Source organism: Brevundimonas sanguinis, assembly GCF_029636725.1.
In the GTDB taxonomy this organism is placed as follows: Bacteria; Pseudomonadota; Alphaproteobacteria; order Caulobacterales; family Caulobacteraceae; genus Brevundimonas; species Brevundimonas sanguinis.
In genome coordinates this window covers 979,645-997,418 of sequence record NZ_CP116770.1, presented here as the reverse complement: position 1 = coordinate 997,418, position 17,774 = coordinate 979,645, and the positions used below count along the sequence as shown (strand labels likewise).

Below are 17,774 nucleotides of genomic sequence, written 5' to 3'. Positions count from 1 at the left end.
CCTATTTCGGGTCCACCGTCTGGGCGATGCGCTCGGCCTCGTCGCGATCGGCGCCGTCCTGGGCCATCACCCAGACGTGGATCTCGGCGGGTTGCGCCGAGCGCTGGAAGAGGTGTTCCATCGCGATGCGACGCGGCCCTTCGGTCGTCACCACGGAGATGCGGCCGCCGGCCGTCACCTGCTCGCCGTCATAGATGGGAAACTGCGACGACGGCCCGGCGTAGACCATCAGATAGGTCTTGCCCGCCTTGCGCGCCGAATAGACGTGAGCGTTGGGGCCCGACCGGCCCTCGACCAGTTGGAAGCCCGGCGGCAGGTCGATGCGGAACGGAAGAGCCGCCCGCTCTGCGGCGCTCAGACCTTGCGGCGCGGGCGCAGACGGTGCGGGCCTCGGCGTCGCCGGCGCGGCCGAGGCGGACGGCGCCTGGGTCGTCGTCGATCGTCGAACCGGCGCCTCCTGGGCGGGTTGCGCCGGGCGGGGCTGAGATTGGGGCTGGACGGCGGCCGGTGCGGGCGCAGAGGCGGGCGGACGCCGGATCGGCTCGACGCGCTGGGGCGCAGGCGCCGGGGTCGGGCGCGGCGGGGAGACAGGTCCCGGCCCAGCCCTTGGCGGAGCGCCGTTTAGGCGACGGGTCAGTTCTTCGATCCGGGCGCGTTCTTCCGGGTCCTGGCGGGCGGCAGGCCCGGCCGGGGCCTGGGTCACAGATGTCTGGGCCACAGATGTCTGGGTCGCAGATGCGTGGGTCGCAGGCGCCGAGGCGGGGCGTGACGGCGCCGTCGATTGCGGAACGGGCGGGGCGCCGTTCAGGCGGCGGGTCAGTTCTTCGATGCGAGCGCGCTCGTCCGGGTCCTGCTGGGCGGCGGCGGGGGTCGCAACGACCGCCAGCGGGGCGATAAGCGACAGGGCGACGAGAGCGGCTTTCATGGCTCTGACATTGGCGGCCCGGGCCGCGCCGGGTCAAGCGGCCATATCAGCGGAGCTGTCTCAGACGCCCGGGATCTCCACCCAGAACGTCGCCCCTTGCCCGACCACGGAATGCACGCCGATATCGCCGCCCTGCAGTTCGACCAGCCGCTTGGCCAGCGTCAGGCCGACGCCGTGCCCCTCGATACTGGAGCGATCCAGGCCCAGGCGGTTGAACGGCTCGAAAAGCTGAGCCTGCTTGTCTTCCGACAGGCCCGGCCCCCGATCGATCACCTCAATGCGGATGCGGTCGCCGCTCCATGCCGCCCGCAGAATGACCACCCCGCCCGACGCGCCGTATTTCATGGCGTTGCTGGCCAGATTGCCGACCACCTGCGTCAGTCGCTGGGAGTCGGCCATCGCCACCAGGGCGTCGCCATCGGCGATCACGTCGATCCGCAGGCCTTCCGCCTCTGGCAACAGCGCCATGGACCGGCGCACGTCTTCCAGTACGCCGCTGACCTCGGTCGGCCGCAGGTCGACCTTGACCGCCCCGGCTTCGGCGCGCGCCACATCCAGCAGATCATGCGTCAGCGCCTCGATCTGGCGCGCCGTCTTGACCAGCATCTGCGCCATTTCGACCTGGCTGTCCGTCACCTGGCCCAGATGGCCGCCCGCCCACAGTTCGCCGATGCCGATGACGCCGCCGACGGGGCTCTTGATCTCATGAGCCACATTAGCCAGCAGCCGAGACTTGGCGGCCGATGCTCGTTCGGCGCGCAGTCGTCCCTCCTTGGCGCGCTGCATCAGTTGGTCGCGCTCCTCGAGCAGGGCGGCGACCACGAGGATCGGCATATAGCCCAGCAGCACCAGAAGCTGCGCCAACAGGGCGCGATCCTCGGCTGCGAACTGATGATAGGGCCCGTGCCCGGCCATCGTGCCGCCGATCGCGACCACCGACACCACTAACAGAGCCCATGCGGCTCCAATGACGCGGAACCGCACCGCTGCGAGCAGGATCAAGGGCAGCAGCAAGAAGCCGAACGGCAGGCTAAGATGGGAAAAGAGCGCATAGCAGGCTCCCCCGAGCAGGGCGCCGAGGCCGAGACCTTCGGCCAGTCGCGCCGGTTGCTTCAACACTTGCCAATGCGCCTTGCGCAGGCTCAGCCCGACGACGCCGATCACGGCGAATCCAAGGGCGTGGCCGCTCCACCAGATGCGGAAGGCGTCGAGGGAATCCTGTCCGCCGACGTTCGCCACAGCCACACAGCCCAGCAACGCCGCCGGAAGAGGGGCGATGGCGCATATGGTCCAAAACCGGGCTAGCCCCTGGACGCTATCGACGTGCAGGCCCGTCACCATTCGGCGCGTCAGCACGACCGCAAGCACGATTTCCAGCACATTGCTCAGGGTGAACAGGGCCGAAAGCCACAAAGGGTTTCCGGCCAGTATCTCGCCCGCGAACACTCCCGCCGCCACAACGGCGCCGAAACCCAAATCGTATTGAAGACCGCGGCCGCTGCGCAGCCAGGCGGCCATCGCCAGCCCGCCTGCGCCCCACAAGCCGGCGATCAGTCCGTTGGTGCGAGCGAAGCTGATCGCCAAGACCACCAGGATCGCGACGCCCAGGGCCGTCAGGATGGGCGCCAGCGGCTGGCGGAAGAAATCAGCGTTGGGCGGGACCTGGGTTTCAACCCCGATCGCCCCCTTCGCTGTCGCTTCCAGTGCGACCTCACTCCTGTGGAGCGCGCGGCTCATGCTCATCAATCCGGCCCAGAATTAGAGTCTCGGGACCTGATCTTGATCGATGTTCCTAAACATCCTCTGAAATCGACGCGGGACTTCAGGATGCGGCGCTCAGCACCTCGTTGAAGGCGCGCACGGCCGCTGCGGGGCCATCGGGATGCAGCCACACGCCAGCGCTAACCGCCACGAAGTCCGCGCCCGCCGCCGCCAGCCTGCCGGCGTTCTCGACCGTCACCCCGCCGATGGCGACGCAGGGCGTCTCCATGGTTTCCTGCCAGATGGTCAGGATATCCGGCTCGGCGTGGTGCACGACGTCCTTGGTCTGCGTGGGGTAGAAGGCGCCGAAGGCGACGTAGTCGGCGCCCCCCTCGGCCGCCTCCATCGCCAGGTGGCGGCTGTCATGGCAGGTGACGCCGATCATGGCGTCCTCGCCCATGATCCGGCGCGCGTCGGCAAGCGACGCGTCTTCCTGGCCGACGTGAACGCCGTCGCAGCCCGTAGCGCGGGCCAGATCGGGGCGGTCGTTCAGGATCAGAGCCACGTCGTGCGCCTGGCAGATCGGCCTCAGCCGGGCGACGGCGGCGCGGATCTCATCGTCGGAGGCCTCCTTCAGCCGCAGTTGCACGGCGGCGCAGTCGCCGGCGGACAGGGCGGCCTCCAGCTGGACGGCGAAGGCTTCCAGGTCCGGCAGGGCCGAGGGCGTGATCAGATACAGCCGGCAGGGCGGACGGGCGGGAATTTGCGGTTGACGAGCCATGACACCGCCCTGCCCTCCGACGCCGACGGCGTCAATGTCGCAGAGCGCATGAGAATGATTTGCACCCGCCTTAATAGATGCTATAGCGAGCCATTCTCAAGTTCCGGGTGCCTCGCCTTGTACGTTTGCAACTGTAACGGTCTCCGCCAGCGTGACGTCGCCCTCGCCATCGAGGCGGGCGCTAGCCGCCCGAAGGACATCTTCGCCAGCCACCAGTGCGCGCCGCAATGCGCCAAATGCGTGTGCGAGATGCGCCAGATGATCCAGGAGCAGCAGTCCGCCTTCGCCATGGCGGCGGAATAATCCCTTTTTGAAAGCGGATTTCACTCGCATTATCAATGCAGTGATAAAAACTCGCAAATAAGCTGCGACGGCAAAGCCGTGGTATGTAGTCGTCACGGGCGGTCCCGAGGCTCGGTCTTGCGTCAAGACCGACTCGCCGCTGCTTTTAAAGGACGACGACCATGAAGGGCGATCCCGCGATCATCCGCACCCTCAATGCGGTGCTGACCAACGAACTGACGGCGGTGAACCAGTACTTCCTGCACGCCCGCATGTTCGAAAGCTGGGGCCTCAGCCACCTCGGCAACGTCATCTACGAAGAATCGATCGGCGAGATGAAGCACGCCGACATGCTGATCAAACGCATCCTCTTCCTGGACGGCCTGCCCAACCTGCAGGACCTGCACAAGCTGAAGGTCGGCGAAGATCCGATCGAGTGCCTGGGCGCCGACCTGCAACTGGAGATCGACAGCCGCGCGACGACACGCGACGCCGTCACCCAGTGCGAGCAGGCCCGCGACTACGTCAGCCGCGACCTGCTGATGAAGATCCTGGCCGACACCGAAGAGCACGTGGACTTCCTGGAGAACCAGCACAGCCTGATCCAACTGATGGGCGCGCAGAACTATCTGCAGTCGGCCATGAAGGAAATCGTCACCGACGGCGCCGCCACCGGCAATTGATCCAAAGGCCGGGCGCGGCGTCAGCGAGCGGGAACGTCCGCCGCGCCCGGTTGTTTTGGCTGCATGACCAGCATGGATGACGCCCTCGACGCCGCCCGCGATCACGCAGCGGATTTCCTCAATGCTGAAGGCCGCGACTGGCGGCACGTCGCCCTGGGCGCGGCGGTTACCGTCGGCTTCGCCCTGGCGGCTACCGTGGTGGCCACCCGCGCCGTGCCCCCGCAAGCCCGCAGCCTGACCGGCGCCCGAAAGCGCGAAGGCCCGATCACCGAGCGCCCGCGCGGGCCGTTCAGCCTGATCCTGCCCGCCGTCTTTTCGGCCACGACCCTGTCGGCTCTGCGCGTGTGGAACGCGCCGGCCCGGCCCGGCCGCAACGCCGCCATGGGCCTGTGGGCCGTCGCCCAGGCGGTCAACGCCGTCTGGCTGGCCGCCCGCCCGACCAGGCGCTGGACCCAAATTCTGGCCGCCATGTCCTCAGCCGGCCTGGCCGCCGCCTTCGCCCATGAAGCGCGCAAGCTCGACCCCGGCGCAGCCAAGCTGGCGGCGCCGACCGGCATCGGCGTGCGTCTGGCCAATCGGGCTGAGCGCAGCCTGGACGGCCCGACCTGAAACAACGCGCGGCGGCGCCCGCGCCATTGCCCTTTTTCGCCTTATCCTCTAGGGCTCGCGGCGATTTGGCGCGCCACGCTCTGGCGGTCGGCGCCAGCCGCCCCCCAGCAACGAGCCCTACGGTTCTCATGAAAATCAACGCCAACACCATCAAGCCCGGCATGGTCCTGCAACACAACGGCGGCCTGTGGGTCGTCACCAAGGCCAGCCACGTCAAGCCCGGCAAGGGCGGCGCCTTCGCCAACGTCGAGGCCAAGAACCTCGAGACCGGCAACAAGCTGAACGAACGCTTCCGCTCGGAAGACAAGGTCGAGCGCGTCACGCTGGAACAGCGCGACTACTCCTACCTGTTCGACAACGGCGAAACGCTCGTCTTCATGGACGACGAATCCTACGAGCAAATCGAACTCCAAAAGGGTTGGGTCGGCGAAGACCGCATCCCCTACCTGCAGGAAGGCATGAAGGTCGTCATCGAGTCGCACGAAGAGCGTCCGATCGGTCTGGAACTGCCGGAACAGGTCGTTCTGGAAGTCGTCGAGACCGAGCCCACCGTGAAGGGCCAGACCGCCTCGTCGTCCTATAAGCCCGCCAAGGCTTCGAACGGCATCCGCGTCATGATCCCGCCCTTCATGTCGACCGGCGAGAAGATCGTCGTCGACACCTCGACCGGCGAATACGTCCGCCGCGCGGACTAAAAAACACCGCCTTTCCCGGCCAAGGTCGGGCAAGTTAAGACTACAGGGGCGCGGATGGTCCGCGCCCCTTTTGCTTCTCCGTCCATCCGGGCCACCGGCCTTTTGAGGATCGACGGATCAGGAGAACTGCCTATGGCCCTCGCTTCCGCCCTGCTCCAGGTCATGATGGACGCCGTCCGCAAGACCGCCCGCCCGATGCTTCGGGATTTCGGCGAGGTGTCCCAGCTGCAGGTGTCCCGCAAGGGCCCCGGCGACTTCGTCACCGCCGCCGACATCAAGGCGGAACAGACCCTGTTCGAACTGCTGCTGAAGGCCCGCCCGGGCTACGGCTTCCTGGGCGAAGAGCGCGGCATGATCGAGGGAACCGACAAGACCCACACCTGGATCGTCGACCCGATCGACGGGACCACCAACTTCATGCACGCCATGCCCCACTTCGCCATCACGGTGGGCCTGGAGCGCAAGCACCCCGACGGCACGGCCGAGATCGTCGCCTGCGTCACCTACAACCCGGTCATGAACGAGATGTTCTGGGCCGAAAAGGGCAAGGGCTGCTACCTGAACGACACGCGCATCCGCACCGCCGGGCGCGCCGACATGGCCGAGTGCCTGATCGCCACCGGCCTGCCCTTCATCGGCAAGACCGGCCACGGCCAGGCCATCAAGGACATCCACGCCGTGGGCCAGCGCGTCGCGGGCATCCGCCGTCTGGGCGCCGCATCGCTGGACTTCGCCTGGGTCGCGGCGGGCCGCTACGACGCCTATTTCGAGCGCAACCTGCAGCCGTGGGACGTGGCGGCGGGCATCCTGCTGGTCACAGAGGCGGGGGGCGTCGTCACCACCATCGACCAGGACGGCGATCCGATGAACGGCAAGCAGATCGTCGCCGGAAACCCCGACATCCAGGCCAAGCTGCGCAAGATCCTGCGCGAGTCGTGAGACGTGCACCCCTCTCCCGATGGGAGAGGGCTTGAGCCTCCAAGAGCGAAGCGATTGGCTAAGGCGAAAGGGTGAGGGTTCGCGGCGAAAGTCGGCGTAAGCCGCCGCGCCACGGCTCACGCCGGCTGACAGGACAAGCCCCTCACCCTTTCGCGCAAGAACGATCGCCTTCGGCTCTCGTGCGCTCAAGCCCTCTCCCGCCGGGAGAGGGTCACGCGATCACGCGCCTGTCACGTGCGGCCCCTACCCTTCGCGCATGATCGCCGCCATCCTGACCGCCGCCATCCTGTCGTCGAGCCAACCGGCCATGTCCGCTCCCTCCGCCAAACCTACCGTCATCGCCCACCGCGGCGCCTCGGGCGAACGGCCGGAGCACACCCGCGCCGCCTATGAGTTGGCGATCGAACAGGGCGCGGACTTCATCGAGCCGGACCTGGTCATGACCCGCGACGGCCACCTGCTCGTCCGCCACGAGAACGAGATCGGCGAGACCACCAACGTCGCCGATCACCCCGAGTTCGCCGCGCGCCGCACAACCCGCGAGGTGGACGCCCGCCCCGTAACCGGCTGGTTCACCGAAGACTTTACCCTGGCCGAGTTGAAGACCCTGCGCGCGCGCGAGCGTCTGCCCGCCCTGCGCCCCGCCTCGGCCGCCTTCGATGGCCAGGAGCCGATCCTAACCTTCGAGGAAGTGGTCGCCATCGCCCGCGACGCCAGCGCCCGCACCGGCCGCGTCATCGGCGTCGCGCCCGAGCTGAAGCACCCCAGCCATTTCGCCGCCCTGAACCTGCCGATGGAGGACGCCTTCGTCGCGGCGCTGGAGCGCCACAGCCTGACCGGCGCGGACGCCCCCCTCCTGATCCAGTGCTTTGAGGTCGGGACTCTGGAGCGGCTGGCGGCGCGCATCGACGCGCCGCTGCTGCAATTGATGCAATCGAGCGGCGGCCCCGCCGACCGGCCCGGCGCGACCTACACTGAGATGACGACGCCGAGGGGACTGGCCGAAGTCGCCCGCTACGCTGACGCCATCGGGGTTCAGGACCTGATGGTCGTGCCGCGCGACGACAAAGGGCGCGCGCTAGGGCCGTCGTCCCTGACGGCTGACGCCCATGCGGCGGGCTTGAAGGTCGTGGTCTGGACTTTTAGGGCCGAGAATCTGTTCCTGCCCGTGCAGTATCGCAGGGGCACAGCGCCCGCCGACCACGGCGACCTGACGGGCTGGCTGAAGGCGATCTACGCGCTGGGCGTCGACGCTGTATTCAGCGATTTTCCTGCGGTCGCCATAAACGCGCGCTGACGCCTTTCCTCCCCATGAAATGGGGAGGGGGACCGCGAAGCGGTGGAGGGGCCGGGACCGCGGGACCAAGCGGCCCCTCCGTCACGTCGCCTCCGGCTCCGCGCCACCTCCCCATTGCATGGGGAGGAGAAGGTTTACGTCCCCTGGAACTGCAGCTTGGCCAGACGCGCATACAGCCCGCCCTTGCCCGTCAGTTCGGCGTGCGTGCCTTCCTCGACCACCTGGCCGCCGTCCATCACCACGATGCGGTCGGCGCGCAGCACCGTCGCCAGGCGGTGGGCGATGACCAGGGTGGTGCGTTCGGACATGGCCTGATCCAGCGCAGCCTGCACCAGACGTTCGTTCTCGGCGTCGAGCGCGCTGGTCGCCTCGTCCAGCAGCAGGATCGGCGCCTCGCGCACCAGGGCGCGCGCGATGGCCAGACGCTGGCGCTGACCGCCCGACAGACTCTTGCCGCGCTCGCCCAGCGGGGTGTCGAAGCCTTCCGGCAGGGCGTCGATGAAGCCGAGCGCCTGGGCCTCGGCGGCGACGGCGCGGGCCTCCTCCAGCGTGGCGGCCTCGCGGCCGAAGCGAATGTTCTCCAAGGCCGAGCCCGAGAACAGCGGCGCCTCCTGCGACACCCAGGCGAAGCGGTCGCGCACCGCGACCGGATCGGCCGCGCGCACGTCCACCCCGTCGACCGACACGAGACCGGACTGCGGGTCATAGAAGCGCAGCAGCAGACGGAAGACCGTGGACTTGCCCGCCCCCGACGGCCCGACCAGGGCCACCGTCTCGCCCGGCCGCACGGTCAGGCTGAAGCCCTTCAGCGCCGGCAGGTCGGGGCGGCCCGGATAGGCGAAGTCCACGGCTGACATCGACACCTCGCCGCGCGGCGGCTGAGGCAGGGCCACAGGGCTGGCGGGCGGTGCAATGGCGGGGGTCGCCCGCATCAACTCGTCGATCCGCTCCATGGCCCCGGCGGCCTTCTGCACGTCGCCCCAGCTCTCGCCCAAGGCGCCGACAGCGCCCGCCGCGAACACCGACAGCAGCACGAACTGCAGCAGGGCGCCCGGCGTCATGGTCCCGGCGATCACGTCCTGCGCGCCCAGCCACAGCACCAGGGTCACGCCGCCGAACATGACGACGATAATCATGGCGGTCATCACCGCCCGCGCCCGCATCCGCTTCAGGGAGACGCCGAACGCCTCCTCCACCGCCGCGCCGAAGCGGCCGATGGCGCTCTTTTCGCGGCCGAAAGCCTGCACCGTCTCGATGGCGTCGACGCTTTCCCCGGCGAAGCCCACGGCTCCGGCGAAGGTGTCCTGCGACTTCACCGTCAGCTTGCGCACGATCCGCCCGAAAATGAACAGCGGCGCGATCAGCACGGGCACGATCAACAGCACGAACGCCGTCAGTTTGGGGCTGACGAAGAACAACAGGATCACCCCGCCGATCAGGGTCAGGAAGTTGCGCAGCGCATAGCTGATGGAGGTGGTCAGCAGGGTGTCGACCAGCTGGATGTCCGTGGTCAGGCGCGACAGCACCTCGCCCGTGCGCATATGGGCGAAGAAGACCGGGTCCAGCGTCAGGATGCGCTGGAACAGGGCCGTGCGCAGGTCGGCGATGATCCGTTCGCCGGTCTTGGTCACGTAGAAATACCGCAGCGCCGTCGCCAGCCCCAGGATCACGGCGTTGAGGCCCAGGATCAGGAACCACTTGTCGATGTCGGCGCCGCCGTTCTCAAACCCCTGATCGATGGCCCCGCGCGCCGTCGCCGTCAGGGCCAGGGAGGCGATGGTCGAGCCGATCAGCCAGAGCGCGGAAATGCCCGCATCCAGCTTGTGCCGTCCCAGAAAAGGCAGCAGTCGTCCCAGCGGACGGATGTTGCGGCTCTTGGCGCGTTTGCCCCCCGCCTCATCCATCTGTTCTGCCAGAACTTCCCCGGCGCCGGGACGGCCTGTCGGTTGGGCGTGACGTTGCGGTTCAGCGTGGGTCATGGCAGCGCTCTTGCCCCGGATCGCCCCCCGGTGTAAACGCCGCCCCTCGCTCCCGTCGCGCTCCGTGGCGGGATTCTCTAATTACGCGCAGTGACGGTCGGCATCGTCGTCGCGCAGAGACGGACAAGATCGATGAAAGCGGACACGCACCCCGACTACCACTTCATCACTGTTGTGATGACCGACGGCACCTCCTACCAGACCCGTTCGACCTACGGGAAGGAAGGCGCCACGCTGAACCTGGACATCGACCCGACGTCTCACCCGGCCTGGACCGGCGGCAACCAGCACCTGATGGACCGCGGCGGCCGCGTCTCGCGCTTCAACAACAAGTTCGGCGGCTTCATCAAGAAGTAAGCCACGCTTGCTGCGACAAGTTCGCCACAAAAGCGTCGGTCCTCGGGCCGGCGCTTTTTTGTTGCCTGGAACGCCGTTAACATGGGCGCGTTCGATCCCTCGGGGCGTGGGCGTTGGGTCCGGGCCGATATCGGACCACAAGAGTTGCAGACGATGAATCGACGGGAACTGGGCCTTGGCGTCGCTACGACAAGCCTGACGCTGGCGGCCGCAAGCGGCGCGCTGGCCCAGACGCGCACGACCGACCCGCAGGTTTTCATCGCCGGTTTCGACGCCCAGGCCGGACGCCTGCCCGCCGCGCAGCAGGCCGACGTCCGCGCTGTCTACGAGCTGACCCAGGGCAAGCCGATCTGGACCGCCGACCGCCTGCGCGTGCTGCAAGAAGTCGCCGCCGGGGCCGAGCGCCACGGCCTGCCGGCCAGCGACTTCTTCGACTTCGTCGGCCTGGCCGCCGACCGCGAGACCGCCGAAATCCGCACCACCGCCGCCGCCCTGGCCTACGCCCGCGTCCTGGCCGAGGGTCGGGTCCGCCCCGAGACGGTCGAAGAGCTGTGGGAGATGCAGAAGAACAGCGTCGACCTGCCGCGCGGCCTGGTGGACGCCGTCGCCGCCAACAAGCTGAGCCAGTGGTTCGACGCCCTGCCCCCGACGGATCTGGGCTACACCAATCTGTCGGCCGGCTACGCCCGCTATCGCCGCATCGCCCGCCAAGGCGGCTGGCCCGCCTTCCGTATGGGCGGCACGATCGAGCCAGGGACCAGCGACCCGCGCATCCCCGCCCTGGTCGCCCGACTGGCGGCTGAGGGCGACCTGAGCGCGGCCAACGCCGAACGCCTGAAAGGCAATCTGGCCTACGGCCCTGAGTTGCAGCAGGCGGTGCGCAGTTTCCAGACTCGCCACGGTCTGGGCGCCGACGGCCGCATCGGCGGCGCCACCCAACGCTCGCTGACCGCGACGGCCGAGGATCGCGCCCGCCAGATCGCCCTGAACCTGGAGCGCCGCCGCTGGCTGAAACGCGACCTGAATCCCGAGCGGATCGAGGTCAACACCGCCGCCGCCATCATGGTCTACTGGAAGGACGGCAAGCCGGTTCACTCCAACCGCGTCGTCGTCGGCACGGCGGCCAATCAGACCCCCAGCCTTGAAAAACCCTTCGCATCGGTCGTGGCCAACCCGCCGTGGACGGTGCCGATGGGAATCGCGCGCCGCGAAATCCTGCCCAAGGGGCCGGGCTACCTCGCCGCCAACGACATGTACGTGAACGCCGACGGCTGGGTGGTGCAGCGCGCCGGCCCGAAGTCGTCGCTGGGCAATGTGAAGTTCGAGCTGCAGGACAGCTACGCCATCTTCCTGCACGACACGCCCGCGCGGGGGGCGTTCAACCTGTCGGTGCGTCAGCGCAGCCACGGCTGCGTGCGGGTGCAGGACGCCATCGGCTTCGCCCGCCTGCTGCTTTCGCCCGATCCCGAGCGTCTGGCCCTGTTCGATGCAGCCCAGGCCAGCGGCGAGACCAAACGGGTGACCACCGGCCGCAACATCGGCGTGCGCCTGCTCTACTGGACCGCCTTCGTCGACGGCCAGGGCCGCGTCGCCTTCCGCGAGGATGTCTACAAGCGCGACGCCAAGCTGGCTGACGCCCTGGGCATCTCTGTGAACCTGCCGCAAGTCGTGGCCGACGCCCCGATCGACCCGGACGAAGTGACGCCTTAAGGCGCCGCCGCCTTATCCAAAGGCGGCGCGCAGCATATCCATCTGGCTCTGCACCGGATTGGCGGAGGTCGTCGCCGGCTCGACATACATCTGTCGATCCAGGTGCAGCACGCGGTCATAGAGCTTCTCGGCCCGCACGGCGTATTCGATCAGGGCGATCGGCAGGTCGCCGCGGCGCGGTTCCGTCTCGATGCGGCGATCCGCCAGGCGATAGCGGGGATCGCCCGCCGCCTCGGCGCTCATGTCCTGCTCGCGCACGGCGCGCTGGACCAGCAGCCATGAGGCGATCTGCATCAGCCGCGTGGTCAGCTTCATGCTCTCGCCCGCATAGGACAGGGCCGCCGCGCGCGACAGCAGGCGCGAATCCTGACGCCCGTCGCCGTCCAGATAGGCGGCGGTCTCCTCGACCAGTTCCATGCCTTCGCGGAAGGTGCGCTCAAACAGTTCGGAGCGCGCGAAATCCAGCACCTCGGCGCCCGACAGGCCTGCCCGGCTCAGATTGGCTTCAATGGCGGTCACAGGCGTCCATCCAAGAATTTCATCCATCCGCTGGCTGCAATCGTCATGCCACGGAAGTCGCCTCTTCGGGAGAGCGCCGTCGAAACCATCCCCAACCGCTGTCGCTCAGCGGAAGTTGAACAGCGCATCGGCGGCGCTGCGTTGCGACGACTTGCCGTCGATGGCGGCCCTGGAGCGCGCGATCTCGGCCTCAAGGGCGGCGATCCGCTCCTGCAGTTCGTCCACGGCGTAGAGGTCCAGGTCTTCGCGGGCCAGGGCGGCGATAGCCTCGCCGCGCTGTCGGCGGGGCTCCAGATCTTCGAAACTCAACCTCGCCTCCTTGGCCATTGCGGGCGCGAACCCCTATGTGAACGCCGCATTGAACAGGAATGCAAGCAAGGGAGCCTCCGCCATGCAGGCCATAGAGATCGAGAACGGACGCGGCCCCGCCGACGCCCTGCGCCTGACGACGCGCCCCCTGCCCGTTCCGGCGCCCGGCGAGATCCGCATCCGTGTGCGGGCGGCGGGGGTCAACCGCCCGGACATCGTCCAGCGCGAGGGCCGCTATCCGCCTCCGCCGGGCGCTTCGGACATTCTGGGGCTAGAGGTTGCGGGCGAAGTCGAGGCTGTCGGCGAAGGCGTGACCCGCTGGGCGATCGGCGACCGGGTCTGCGCCCTGCTGGGCGGCGGCGGATATGCGCAATACGCCGTGGTCGACGCCCGCCACGCCCTTCCGATTCCCGACGGGCTCGACTTCGTGCAGGCCGCCGCCCTGCCTGAAACCGCCTTCACCGTCTTCGCCAACGTCTTCGAGGGCGGCGGGCTGAAGGCGGGCGAGACCCTGCTGCTCCACGGCGCGACCAGCGGCATCGGCGTCATGGCCATCCAGATGGCCAAGGCGGCGGGCGCCCGCGTCATCGCCACCTCGCGGGGTGCGGCCAAGGCCGAGGCCGCCCGCGCCCTGGGCGCCGACGTCAGTCTGGATGCGACGGCGCAGGACCTGGCGGCCGCCATTCAGGAAGCGGGCGGCGCTGACGTTGTCCTGGACATGGTGGGCTCGGCCTATGCCGAACTGAACCTGAACGCCCTGAAGCCCGGCGGGCGCTGGGTTGTGATCGCCGCCCTCACCGGCGCCAAGGCCGAGGTCGATCTGATGCGGATCATGCTGAAGCGGATCGTGCTGACCGGCTCGACCTTGCGCAGCCGCCCCGCCGATGAAAAGGCCCGGCTAGCCGCCGCCGTCGAGGCGACCGTATGGCCGTGGGTCGCATCCGGCGCCGTCAAGGCGCAGGTCGAGGCGACCTTCCCCCTTGCCGAGGCCGCCGCCGCCCACGCCCGCCTGGAAGCGGGCGCCCACGTCGGCAAGGTCGTGCTGCTGCCCTGATCAAGGAAAAGGGCGGGAAGCCGAAGCCTCCCGCCCTATCCGTCAAACCGTCGCTACGGCTTACCAGCGACCGCCGCTGCGGGCCGGACGCAGGGACGAGATCTTGTCGTTCAGGCCCGTATTGCGCAGGTCGCGGATGTCGCCGCGCACGACCTCACAGCGCCCGCGATAGTTGGCGTCTTCACAGACTTCCCAGCTTCCACGCGACAGGCGGATCGAGCTGATCGCGTCGTTCATGCCCAGGTTGCGCAGGTTCGGAACTTCGTCGCGGAAGCTCATCGACTGGCCGCGATAATTGGCGTCGCGATAGACGGTGATCGAGGATTGGTTCCAGCCGCCGCCCTGACCGGGGCGATTGTCATCCCAGCCGCCGCCGGGACGGTTCGGCCGATTGGGACGGCCGGGGCGGTTGTCTTCATAGTCGCCGCGATGGTTGTAGCAAACCAGCAGGCCGTTATCGTTGCCGATGTCGCTGCTGGAGCACCGCGCCAACTCGATCGAGGTCTCGCGCACATTGCCGTTGCGGTCGCGACAGTCCGCGTACAGCCGGCCCTGATTCACATAGGAGCCGGTGCAGCTCTGCGCATAGGAGCCGCGCGGCGCGCCACGGGCCTGAACCTGCGCTTCAGCCGTCCCGACGTTGACGACGGAGAAGCCGCCCGCCGCCATGACTAAACCTGCCGCTGCAACCACGAACTTCTTCATGACACGGTCTCCTTAGAGGTTCTCTTCCGGCGCATAACGCGCCCTGGGTCCGAATGTTCATCATCACAGATGAACCTTTGCTGTATGGCGACGACAGACGACGTTTTCATTTGCCGCGAAATCCCCTATATGTGGGCTATCGCGCCCGGCCGAAAAGGTCGGGCGCCGTCGATTCAAACGCCCGTTTTTCGGGCCGCAACCGCCGGGATCCATGCCCATGACCGACATCCTGATGCCCAAGGCCACCGCGGTCTGGCTGGTGGACAACACCTCGCTCTCGTTCGAGCAGATCGCCGACTTCTGCGGCCTGCACCCGCTGGAGGTGCGCGGCATCGCCGACGGCGACGTGGCGCGCGACATTCGCGGCGCCGACCCCATCGTCAACGGCCAGCTGACCCGCGAAGAGCTGGACAAGGCCCAGAACGACGAAAACTACCGCATGAAGGCCGTGGTCAGCCGCCACGCCGAACTGCTGAAGCCGGCCAAGTCGGGTCCGAAATACACGCCGGTCTCGCGTCGTCAGGATCGCCCGGACGCCATCATGTGGTTCGTCCGCAACCACCCCGAAGTGACCGACGCCCAGATCGCCAAGCTGCTGGGCACGACCAAGGCCACGATCGAGAGCGTGCGCAACCGCACCCACTGGAACTCGGCCAACATCAAGCCGGTCGACCCGGTGACCCTGGGCCTGACCGGCCAGCTGCAACTGGACGAAGTGGTCCGCAAGGCCGCCGACAAGAAGGCCAAGGACGACGCCAAGAACGGCGTCCTGCAACCCATCGAGGCCGAGCCCGAACCGGAAGCCGCCGTCGAAGACGCCGAAGAAGAATACGGCATGGGCGCCGAGCCTACCGCCGAATCGGTGTTCGGCTCGCGCGACTGATCCCTTCGATCCGCCGAACGATACAAAACGGCCCCGGAAGAGCGATCTTCCGGGGCCGTCGTCATTTTCAGATGGGAAGCGGCGTCAGCAGGCGCGGGCTTCCAGGCTGTTGATCTCTTCCTTAAGTCGCAGCTTTCGCTGCTTCATCTCCCTGAGGTGTATCGGGTCCGCGGAGGGGCGGCGCATCTCCTGCTGGATAGTCTCGTCCAGCGTCCGATGCCGATTACCCAGTTCGCGAATACGAGCCTCGATGGTCATGGCTTGCGCCTCCATGTGTAAGGGACCACTACACTGAGCGCCCGGTTTGGCGGGGTGTGGAATCACATTGCGGTGACCCTCGCCGCTCCGGACACGGACAGGTTGGAGGCGAATTTGGCCGATGTTGTGAACTCGGCCGTTGGGGCGGCGGCGCCCTCTCGGCTAGTCGTTGGAATCTCTGGCGCTTCCGGCGTCGTCTATGGCGCGCGCGTGCTGGACGCCCTGCGCGAACTGGGCGTCGAGAGCCATCTGGTCGTCACCCGCGCCGCCCTGCTCACTTTGTCGCAGGAGACCGATCTCACTCCCGACGAGCTGACCGGCAAGGCCGATGTGGTCCATCGGCTGAACGACGTGGGCGCGACCATCTCATCCGGGTCCTTCCGCACCCTGGGCATGATCGTCGCGCCCTGCTCGGTGCGGACGATGAGCGAGATCGCCACGGGCGTGACCTCCACCCTTTTAACCCGCGCCGCCGATGTCGTGCTGAAAGAGCGCCGCCCCCTGGTGTTGATGGTGCGCGAGACGCCGCTGCACCTGGGCCACCTGCGCACCATGACGGCGCTGGCCGAGATGGGCGCCGTCATTGCCCCGCCCCTGCCCGCCTTCTACGCCCGGCCCGAAAGCCTGGAGCAGATGGTCGACCAGTCGGTCGGCCGGGCGCTGGACGTCTTCGGCCTGGACTGGGCGCCGGTGCGGCGCTGGGAAGGGCTGAAAGGCGGGGCCGGGGCATGAGCGACGACCTATGGACCTGGGCCTGCGCCGCCTATGCCGCGCCGGGCGTGAGCGAGGCTTGCCTGTCGCTGCAGGACCATCACGAGCAGAACGTGCCCCTGCTGCTGTGGGCGGCCTGGACCGCCGTCACCGGCCGTCATCCGGACGAAGAAACCATCGAGGCCGCTTGCGATACGGCTCGCGCCTGGCAGACGACGACCATCGCGCCGCTGCGCGCGGTGCGCCGCACGCTCAAGACCCCGGTGCCGGATCTCGAAACCGACGCCCGTCTGGCGGTGCGCGAGCAGGTGAAGGCCGCCGAACTGGCCGCCGAGCGGCATCTGCTGGAAGGGCTTCAGGCCCTGTCTCCCGCGCCCTCAGGCCCCCCGCGCCCGGCGGTAGACGCGATGGCCGAGGCCGCGCGGCTATGGGACCGCGTGGTGCCGCGACCAGGGCTGAGAACCCTGGCCGACCTGCTTCCGACCTGACCCTAGCTCAGCTATAATCGCCCGGTCCGGGGCCCGATGATGAACGACGACGAACCTTACCTGTCCGAAGAAGACGAGGCGCTGCGCGCCGAACTGAGCCGCCTGCTGCAGGAGCACGCCGACCTGGACGCCTCCATCGAGGCGCTGGGCCATATGCCTGCGCCCGATCAGCTGATGATCGCCCGACTGAAGCGCAAGAAGCTGGCCCTGCGCGACGACATCGTGAAGCTGCAGGATCAAATCCTGCCTGACATCATCGCCTGATTTCTGTGGGCCTGACAGCTTCCCTCTCCGGCGAGAGAGGGAAGCAGGAACGCACGGCTTACAGCGGCAGGACCGAAGTGTCCTTGACCTCTTCCATCACCGCATAGGTGCGCGTTTCGCGCACGCCCGGCATGGTGATCAGGGTGTCGGCCAGGAAGACGCGATAGGCGGCCATGTCCTTCATCCGCACCTTGACCAGATAGTCGAAGCCGCCGGCGACCATGTGGCACTCCAGCACCTCCGGCGAGCGCCGGATGCGGTCTGCGAACTGGTCGAAAATGTCCGAGGTCGTGCGATCCAGCAGCACCTCGATGAAGATCAGCAGTTCCCGCTCGGCGAACTTCGGATCAATCAGCGCCGTATAGCCGACGATCACGCCTCGCTCTCGCAGGCGGCGCACCCGTTCAAAGCACGATGACGCCGACATGTTGCAGGCCGACGCCAGGTCCTGATTGGTGATGCGGCCATCCTGCTGCAGCACCCTCAGGATTCGGCGGTCCGCGTCATCCAACTTGTAATCCGCTGTGTTCATGCGCGGCTCCCCCTTACGCATCTACCCTACTCCGACTTTGTCAAACCGCCTGCTGATCCGCAATGGATCAGCAGGCGGTGAAGACCGACGACC

22 protein-coding genes are annotated in these 17,774 nt (G+C 67.8%); 13 read left to right on the top strand and 9 right to left on the bottom strand.

Features of this window, described 5'->3' with window-relative positions:
* Window position 1: 1 nt before the first annotated feature.
* The 3 genes from PIB44_RS05145 to thiE form a co-directional block, all read right to left on the bottom strand.
* Window positions 2-925, bottom strand: coding sequence for a hypothetical protein (locus tag PIB44_RS05145; RefSeq protein WP_278070657.1), 924 nt, complete (start codon window positions 923-925; stop codon window positions 2-4).
* A gap of 60 nt (window positions 926-985) precedes the next feature.
* Window positions 986-2,662, bottom strand: coding sequence for a sensor histidine kinase (locus tag PIB44_RS05140; RefSeq protein WP_278070656.1), 1,677 nt, complete (start codon window positions 2,660-2,662; stop codon window positions 986-988).
* A gap of 85 nt (window positions 2,663-2,747) precedes the next feature.
* On the bottom strand, window positions 2,748-3,407 hold the full coding sequence (gene thiE, locus PIB44_RS05135; RefSeq protein ID WP_278070655.1) for a thiamine phosphate synthase: 660 nt from the start codon (window positions 3,405-3,407) through the stop codon (window positions 2,748-2,750).
* A 117-nt stretch (window positions 3,408-3,524) separates the two neighbouring features.
* Here thiE and PIB44_RS05130 point away from each other — a divergent pair, with 117 nt between their 5' ends.
* The 6 genes from PIB44_RS05130 (at window position 3,525) to PIB44_RS05105 (ending at window position 7,912) form a co-directional block, all read left to right on the top strand.
* Window positions 3,525-3,710: a (2Fe-2S)-binding protein gene (locus tag PIB44_RS05130; protein ID WP_025978200.1), complete on the top strand. Its 186-nt coding sequence runs from the start codon at window positions 3,525-3,527 to the stop codon at window positions 3,708-3,710.
* A 161-nt stretch (window positions 3,711-3,871) separates the two neighbouring features.
* Window positions 3,872-4,372 carry a bacterioferritin gene (bfr, locus tag PIB44_RS05125; RefSeq protein ID WP_025978199.1) on the top strand — a complete coding sequence of 167 codons (501 nt, stop codon included), beginning with the start codon at window positions 3,872-3,874 and terminating at the stop codon, window positions 4,370-4,372.
* Window positions 4,373-4,435: 63 nt separating this feature from the next.
* Window positions 4,436-4,981, top strand: coding sequence for a TspO protein (locus PIB44_RS05120; RefSeq protein ID WP_278070654.1), 546 nt, complete (start codon window positions 4,436-4,438; stop codon window positions 4,979-4,981).
* A 128-nt stretch (window positions 4,982-5,109) separates the two neighbouring features.
* The gene (gene efp / locus PIB44_RS05115) at window positions 5,110-5,676 is read left to right on the top strand and encodes an elongation factor P (protein WP_025978197.1); all 567 of its coding nucleotides are present in this window, start codon (window positions 5,110-5,112) and stop codon (window positions 5,674-5,676) included.
* A 132-nt stretch (window positions 5,677-5,808) separates the two neighbouring features.
* Window positions 5,809-6,615, top strand: coding sequence for an inositol monophosphatase family protein (locus tag PIB44_RS05110; RefSeq protein WP_278070653.1), 807 nt, complete (start codon window positions 5,809-5,811; stop codon window positions 6,613-6,615).
* Window positions 6,616-6,871: 256 nt separating this feature from the next.
* Window positions 6,872-7,912, top strand: a complete 1,041-nt coding sequence (locus tag PIB44_RS05105) for a glycerophosphodiester phosphodiesterase (protein ID WP_278070652.1) — start codon at window positions 6,872-6,874, stop codon at window positions 7,910-7,912.
* Between the two features lie 134 nt (window positions 7,913-8,046).
* Here the strand turns inward: PIB44_RS05105 and PIB44_RS05100 are convergent, their stop codons facing one another.
* Window positions 8,047-9,891 carry an ABC transporter transmembrane domain-containing protein gene (locus PIB44_RS05100; RefSeq protein ID WP_278070651.1) on the bottom strand — a complete coding sequence of 615 codons (1,845 nt, stop codon included), beginning with the start codon at window positions 9,889-9,891 and terminating at the stop codon, window positions 8,047-8,049.
* 132 nt (window positions 9,892-10,023) lie between these two features.
* Between PIB44_RS05100 and rpmE the strand changes: the two genes are divergently transcribed.
* Window positions 10,024-10,248, top strand: coding sequence for a 50S ribosomal protein L31 (rpmE, locus tag PIB44_RS05095; protein WP_025978193.1), 225 nt, complete (start codon window positions 10,024-10,026; stop codon window positions 10,246-10,248).
* A gap of 153 nt (window positions 10,249-10,401) precedes the next feature.
* On the top strand, window positions 10,402-11,958 hold the full coding sequence (locus tag PIB44_RS05090) for a L,D-transpeptidase family protein (protein WP_253119385.1): 1,557 nt from the start codon (window positions 10,402-10,404) through the stop codon (window positions 11,956-11,958).
* A gap of 12 nt (window positions 11,959-11,970) precedes the next feature.
* On the opposite strand, the gene rcdA is transcribed toward PIB44_RS05090, so the two are convergent.
* Window positions 11,971-12,504, bottom strand: coding sequence for a protease adaptor protein RcdA (rcdA, locus tag PIB44_RS05085; RefSeq protein WP_051582127.1), 534 nt, complete (start codon window positions 12,502-12,504; stop codon window positions 11,971-11,973).
* A 78-nt stretch (window positions 12,505-12,582) separates the two neighbouring features.
* Window positions 12,583-12,786, bottom strand: a complete 204-nt coding sequence (locus tag PIB44_RS05080; protein WP_227157566.1) for a DUF1192 domain-containing protein — start codon at window positions 12,784-12,786, stop codon at window positions 12,583-12,585.
* Window positions 12,787-12,868: 82 nt separating this feature from the next.
* On the opposite strand from PIB44_RS05080, the gene PIB44_RS05075 reads away from it, so the two are divergent.
* Window positions 12,869-13,840, top strand: coding sequence for an NAD(P)H-quinone oxidoreductase (locus PIB44_RS05075; protein WP_278070650.1), 972 nt, complete (start codon window positions 12,869-12,871; stop codon window positions 13,838-13,840).
* A 60-nt stretch (window positions 13,841-13,900) separates the two neighbouring features.
* Here PIB44_RS05075 and PIB44_RS05070 read toward each other — a convergent pair whose 3' ends face one another.
* Window positions 13,901-14,545, bottom strand: coding sequence for a beta/gamma crystallin-related protein (locus PIB44_RS05070; RefSeq protein WP_253119392.1), 645 nt, complete (start codon window positions 14,543-14,545; stop codon window positions 13,901-13,903).
* Window positions 14,546-14,762: 217 nt separating this feature from the next.
* On the opposite strand from PIB44_RS05070, the gene PIB44_RS05065 reads away from it, so the two are divergent.
* Window positions 14,763-15,428, top strand: coding sequence for a DUF1013 domain-containing protein (locus PIB44_RS05065; RefSeq protein WP_025978187.1), 666 nt, complete (start codon window positions 14,763-14,765; stop codon window positions 15,426-15,428).
* A gap of 84 nt (window positions 15,429-15,512) precedes the next feature.
* On the opposite strand, the gene PIB44_RS05060 is transcribed toward PIB44_RS05065, so the two are convergent.
* Window positions 15,513-15,686 carry a YdcH family protein gene (locus tag PIB44_RS05060; protein ID WP_278070649.1) on the bottom strand — a complete coding sequence of 58 codons (174 nt, stop codon included), beginning with the start codon at window positions 15,684-15,686 and terminating at the stop codon, window positions 15,513-15,515.
* A gap of 126 nt (window positions 15,687-15,812) precedes the next feature.
* On the opposite strand from PIB44_RS05060, the gene PIB44_RS05055 reads away from it, so the two are divergent.
* Genes PIB44_RS05055 through PIB44_RS05045 form a run of 3 tightly spaced genes read left to right on the top strand, consistent with a single transcriptional unit; the run spans window position 15,813 to window position 17,149 of the window.
* On the top strand, window positions 15,813-16,418 hold the full coding sequence (locus tag PIB44_RS05055; RefSeq protein ID WP_025978186.1) for a UbiX family flavin prenyltransferase: 606 nt from the start codon (window positions 15,813-15,815) through the stop codon (window positions 16,416-16,418).
* A complete protein-coding gene (locus PIB44_RS05050; RefSeq protein ID WP_278070648.1) occupies window positions 16,415-16,885 on the top strand; it encodes a TIGR02444 family protein in 471 nt (156 codons plus the stop codon). The genes PIB44_RS05055 and PIB44_RS05050 overlap by 4 nt, the downstream gene beginning before the upstream one ends.
* Before the next feature lie 39 nt (window positions 16,886-16,924).
* Window positions 16,925-17,149 (top strand): YdcH family protein, encoded by a 225-nt coding sequence (locus PIB44_RS05045; RefSeq protein WP_278070647.1) that lies wholly within the window; start codon window positions 16,925-16,927, stop codon window positions 17,147-17,149.
* Window positions 17,150-17,207: 58 nt separating this feature from the next.
* Here the strand turns inward: PIB44_RS05045 and PIB44_RS05040 are convergent, their stop codons facing one another.
* Window positions 17,208-17,681: an Lrp/AsnC ligand binding domain-containing protein gene (locus PIB44_RS05040; protein WP_024353296.1), complete on the bottom strand. Its 474-nt coding sequence runs from the start codon at window positions 17,679-17,681 to the stop codon at window positions 17,208-17,210.
* Between the last annotated feature and the right edge of the window lie 93 nt (window positions 17,682-17,774).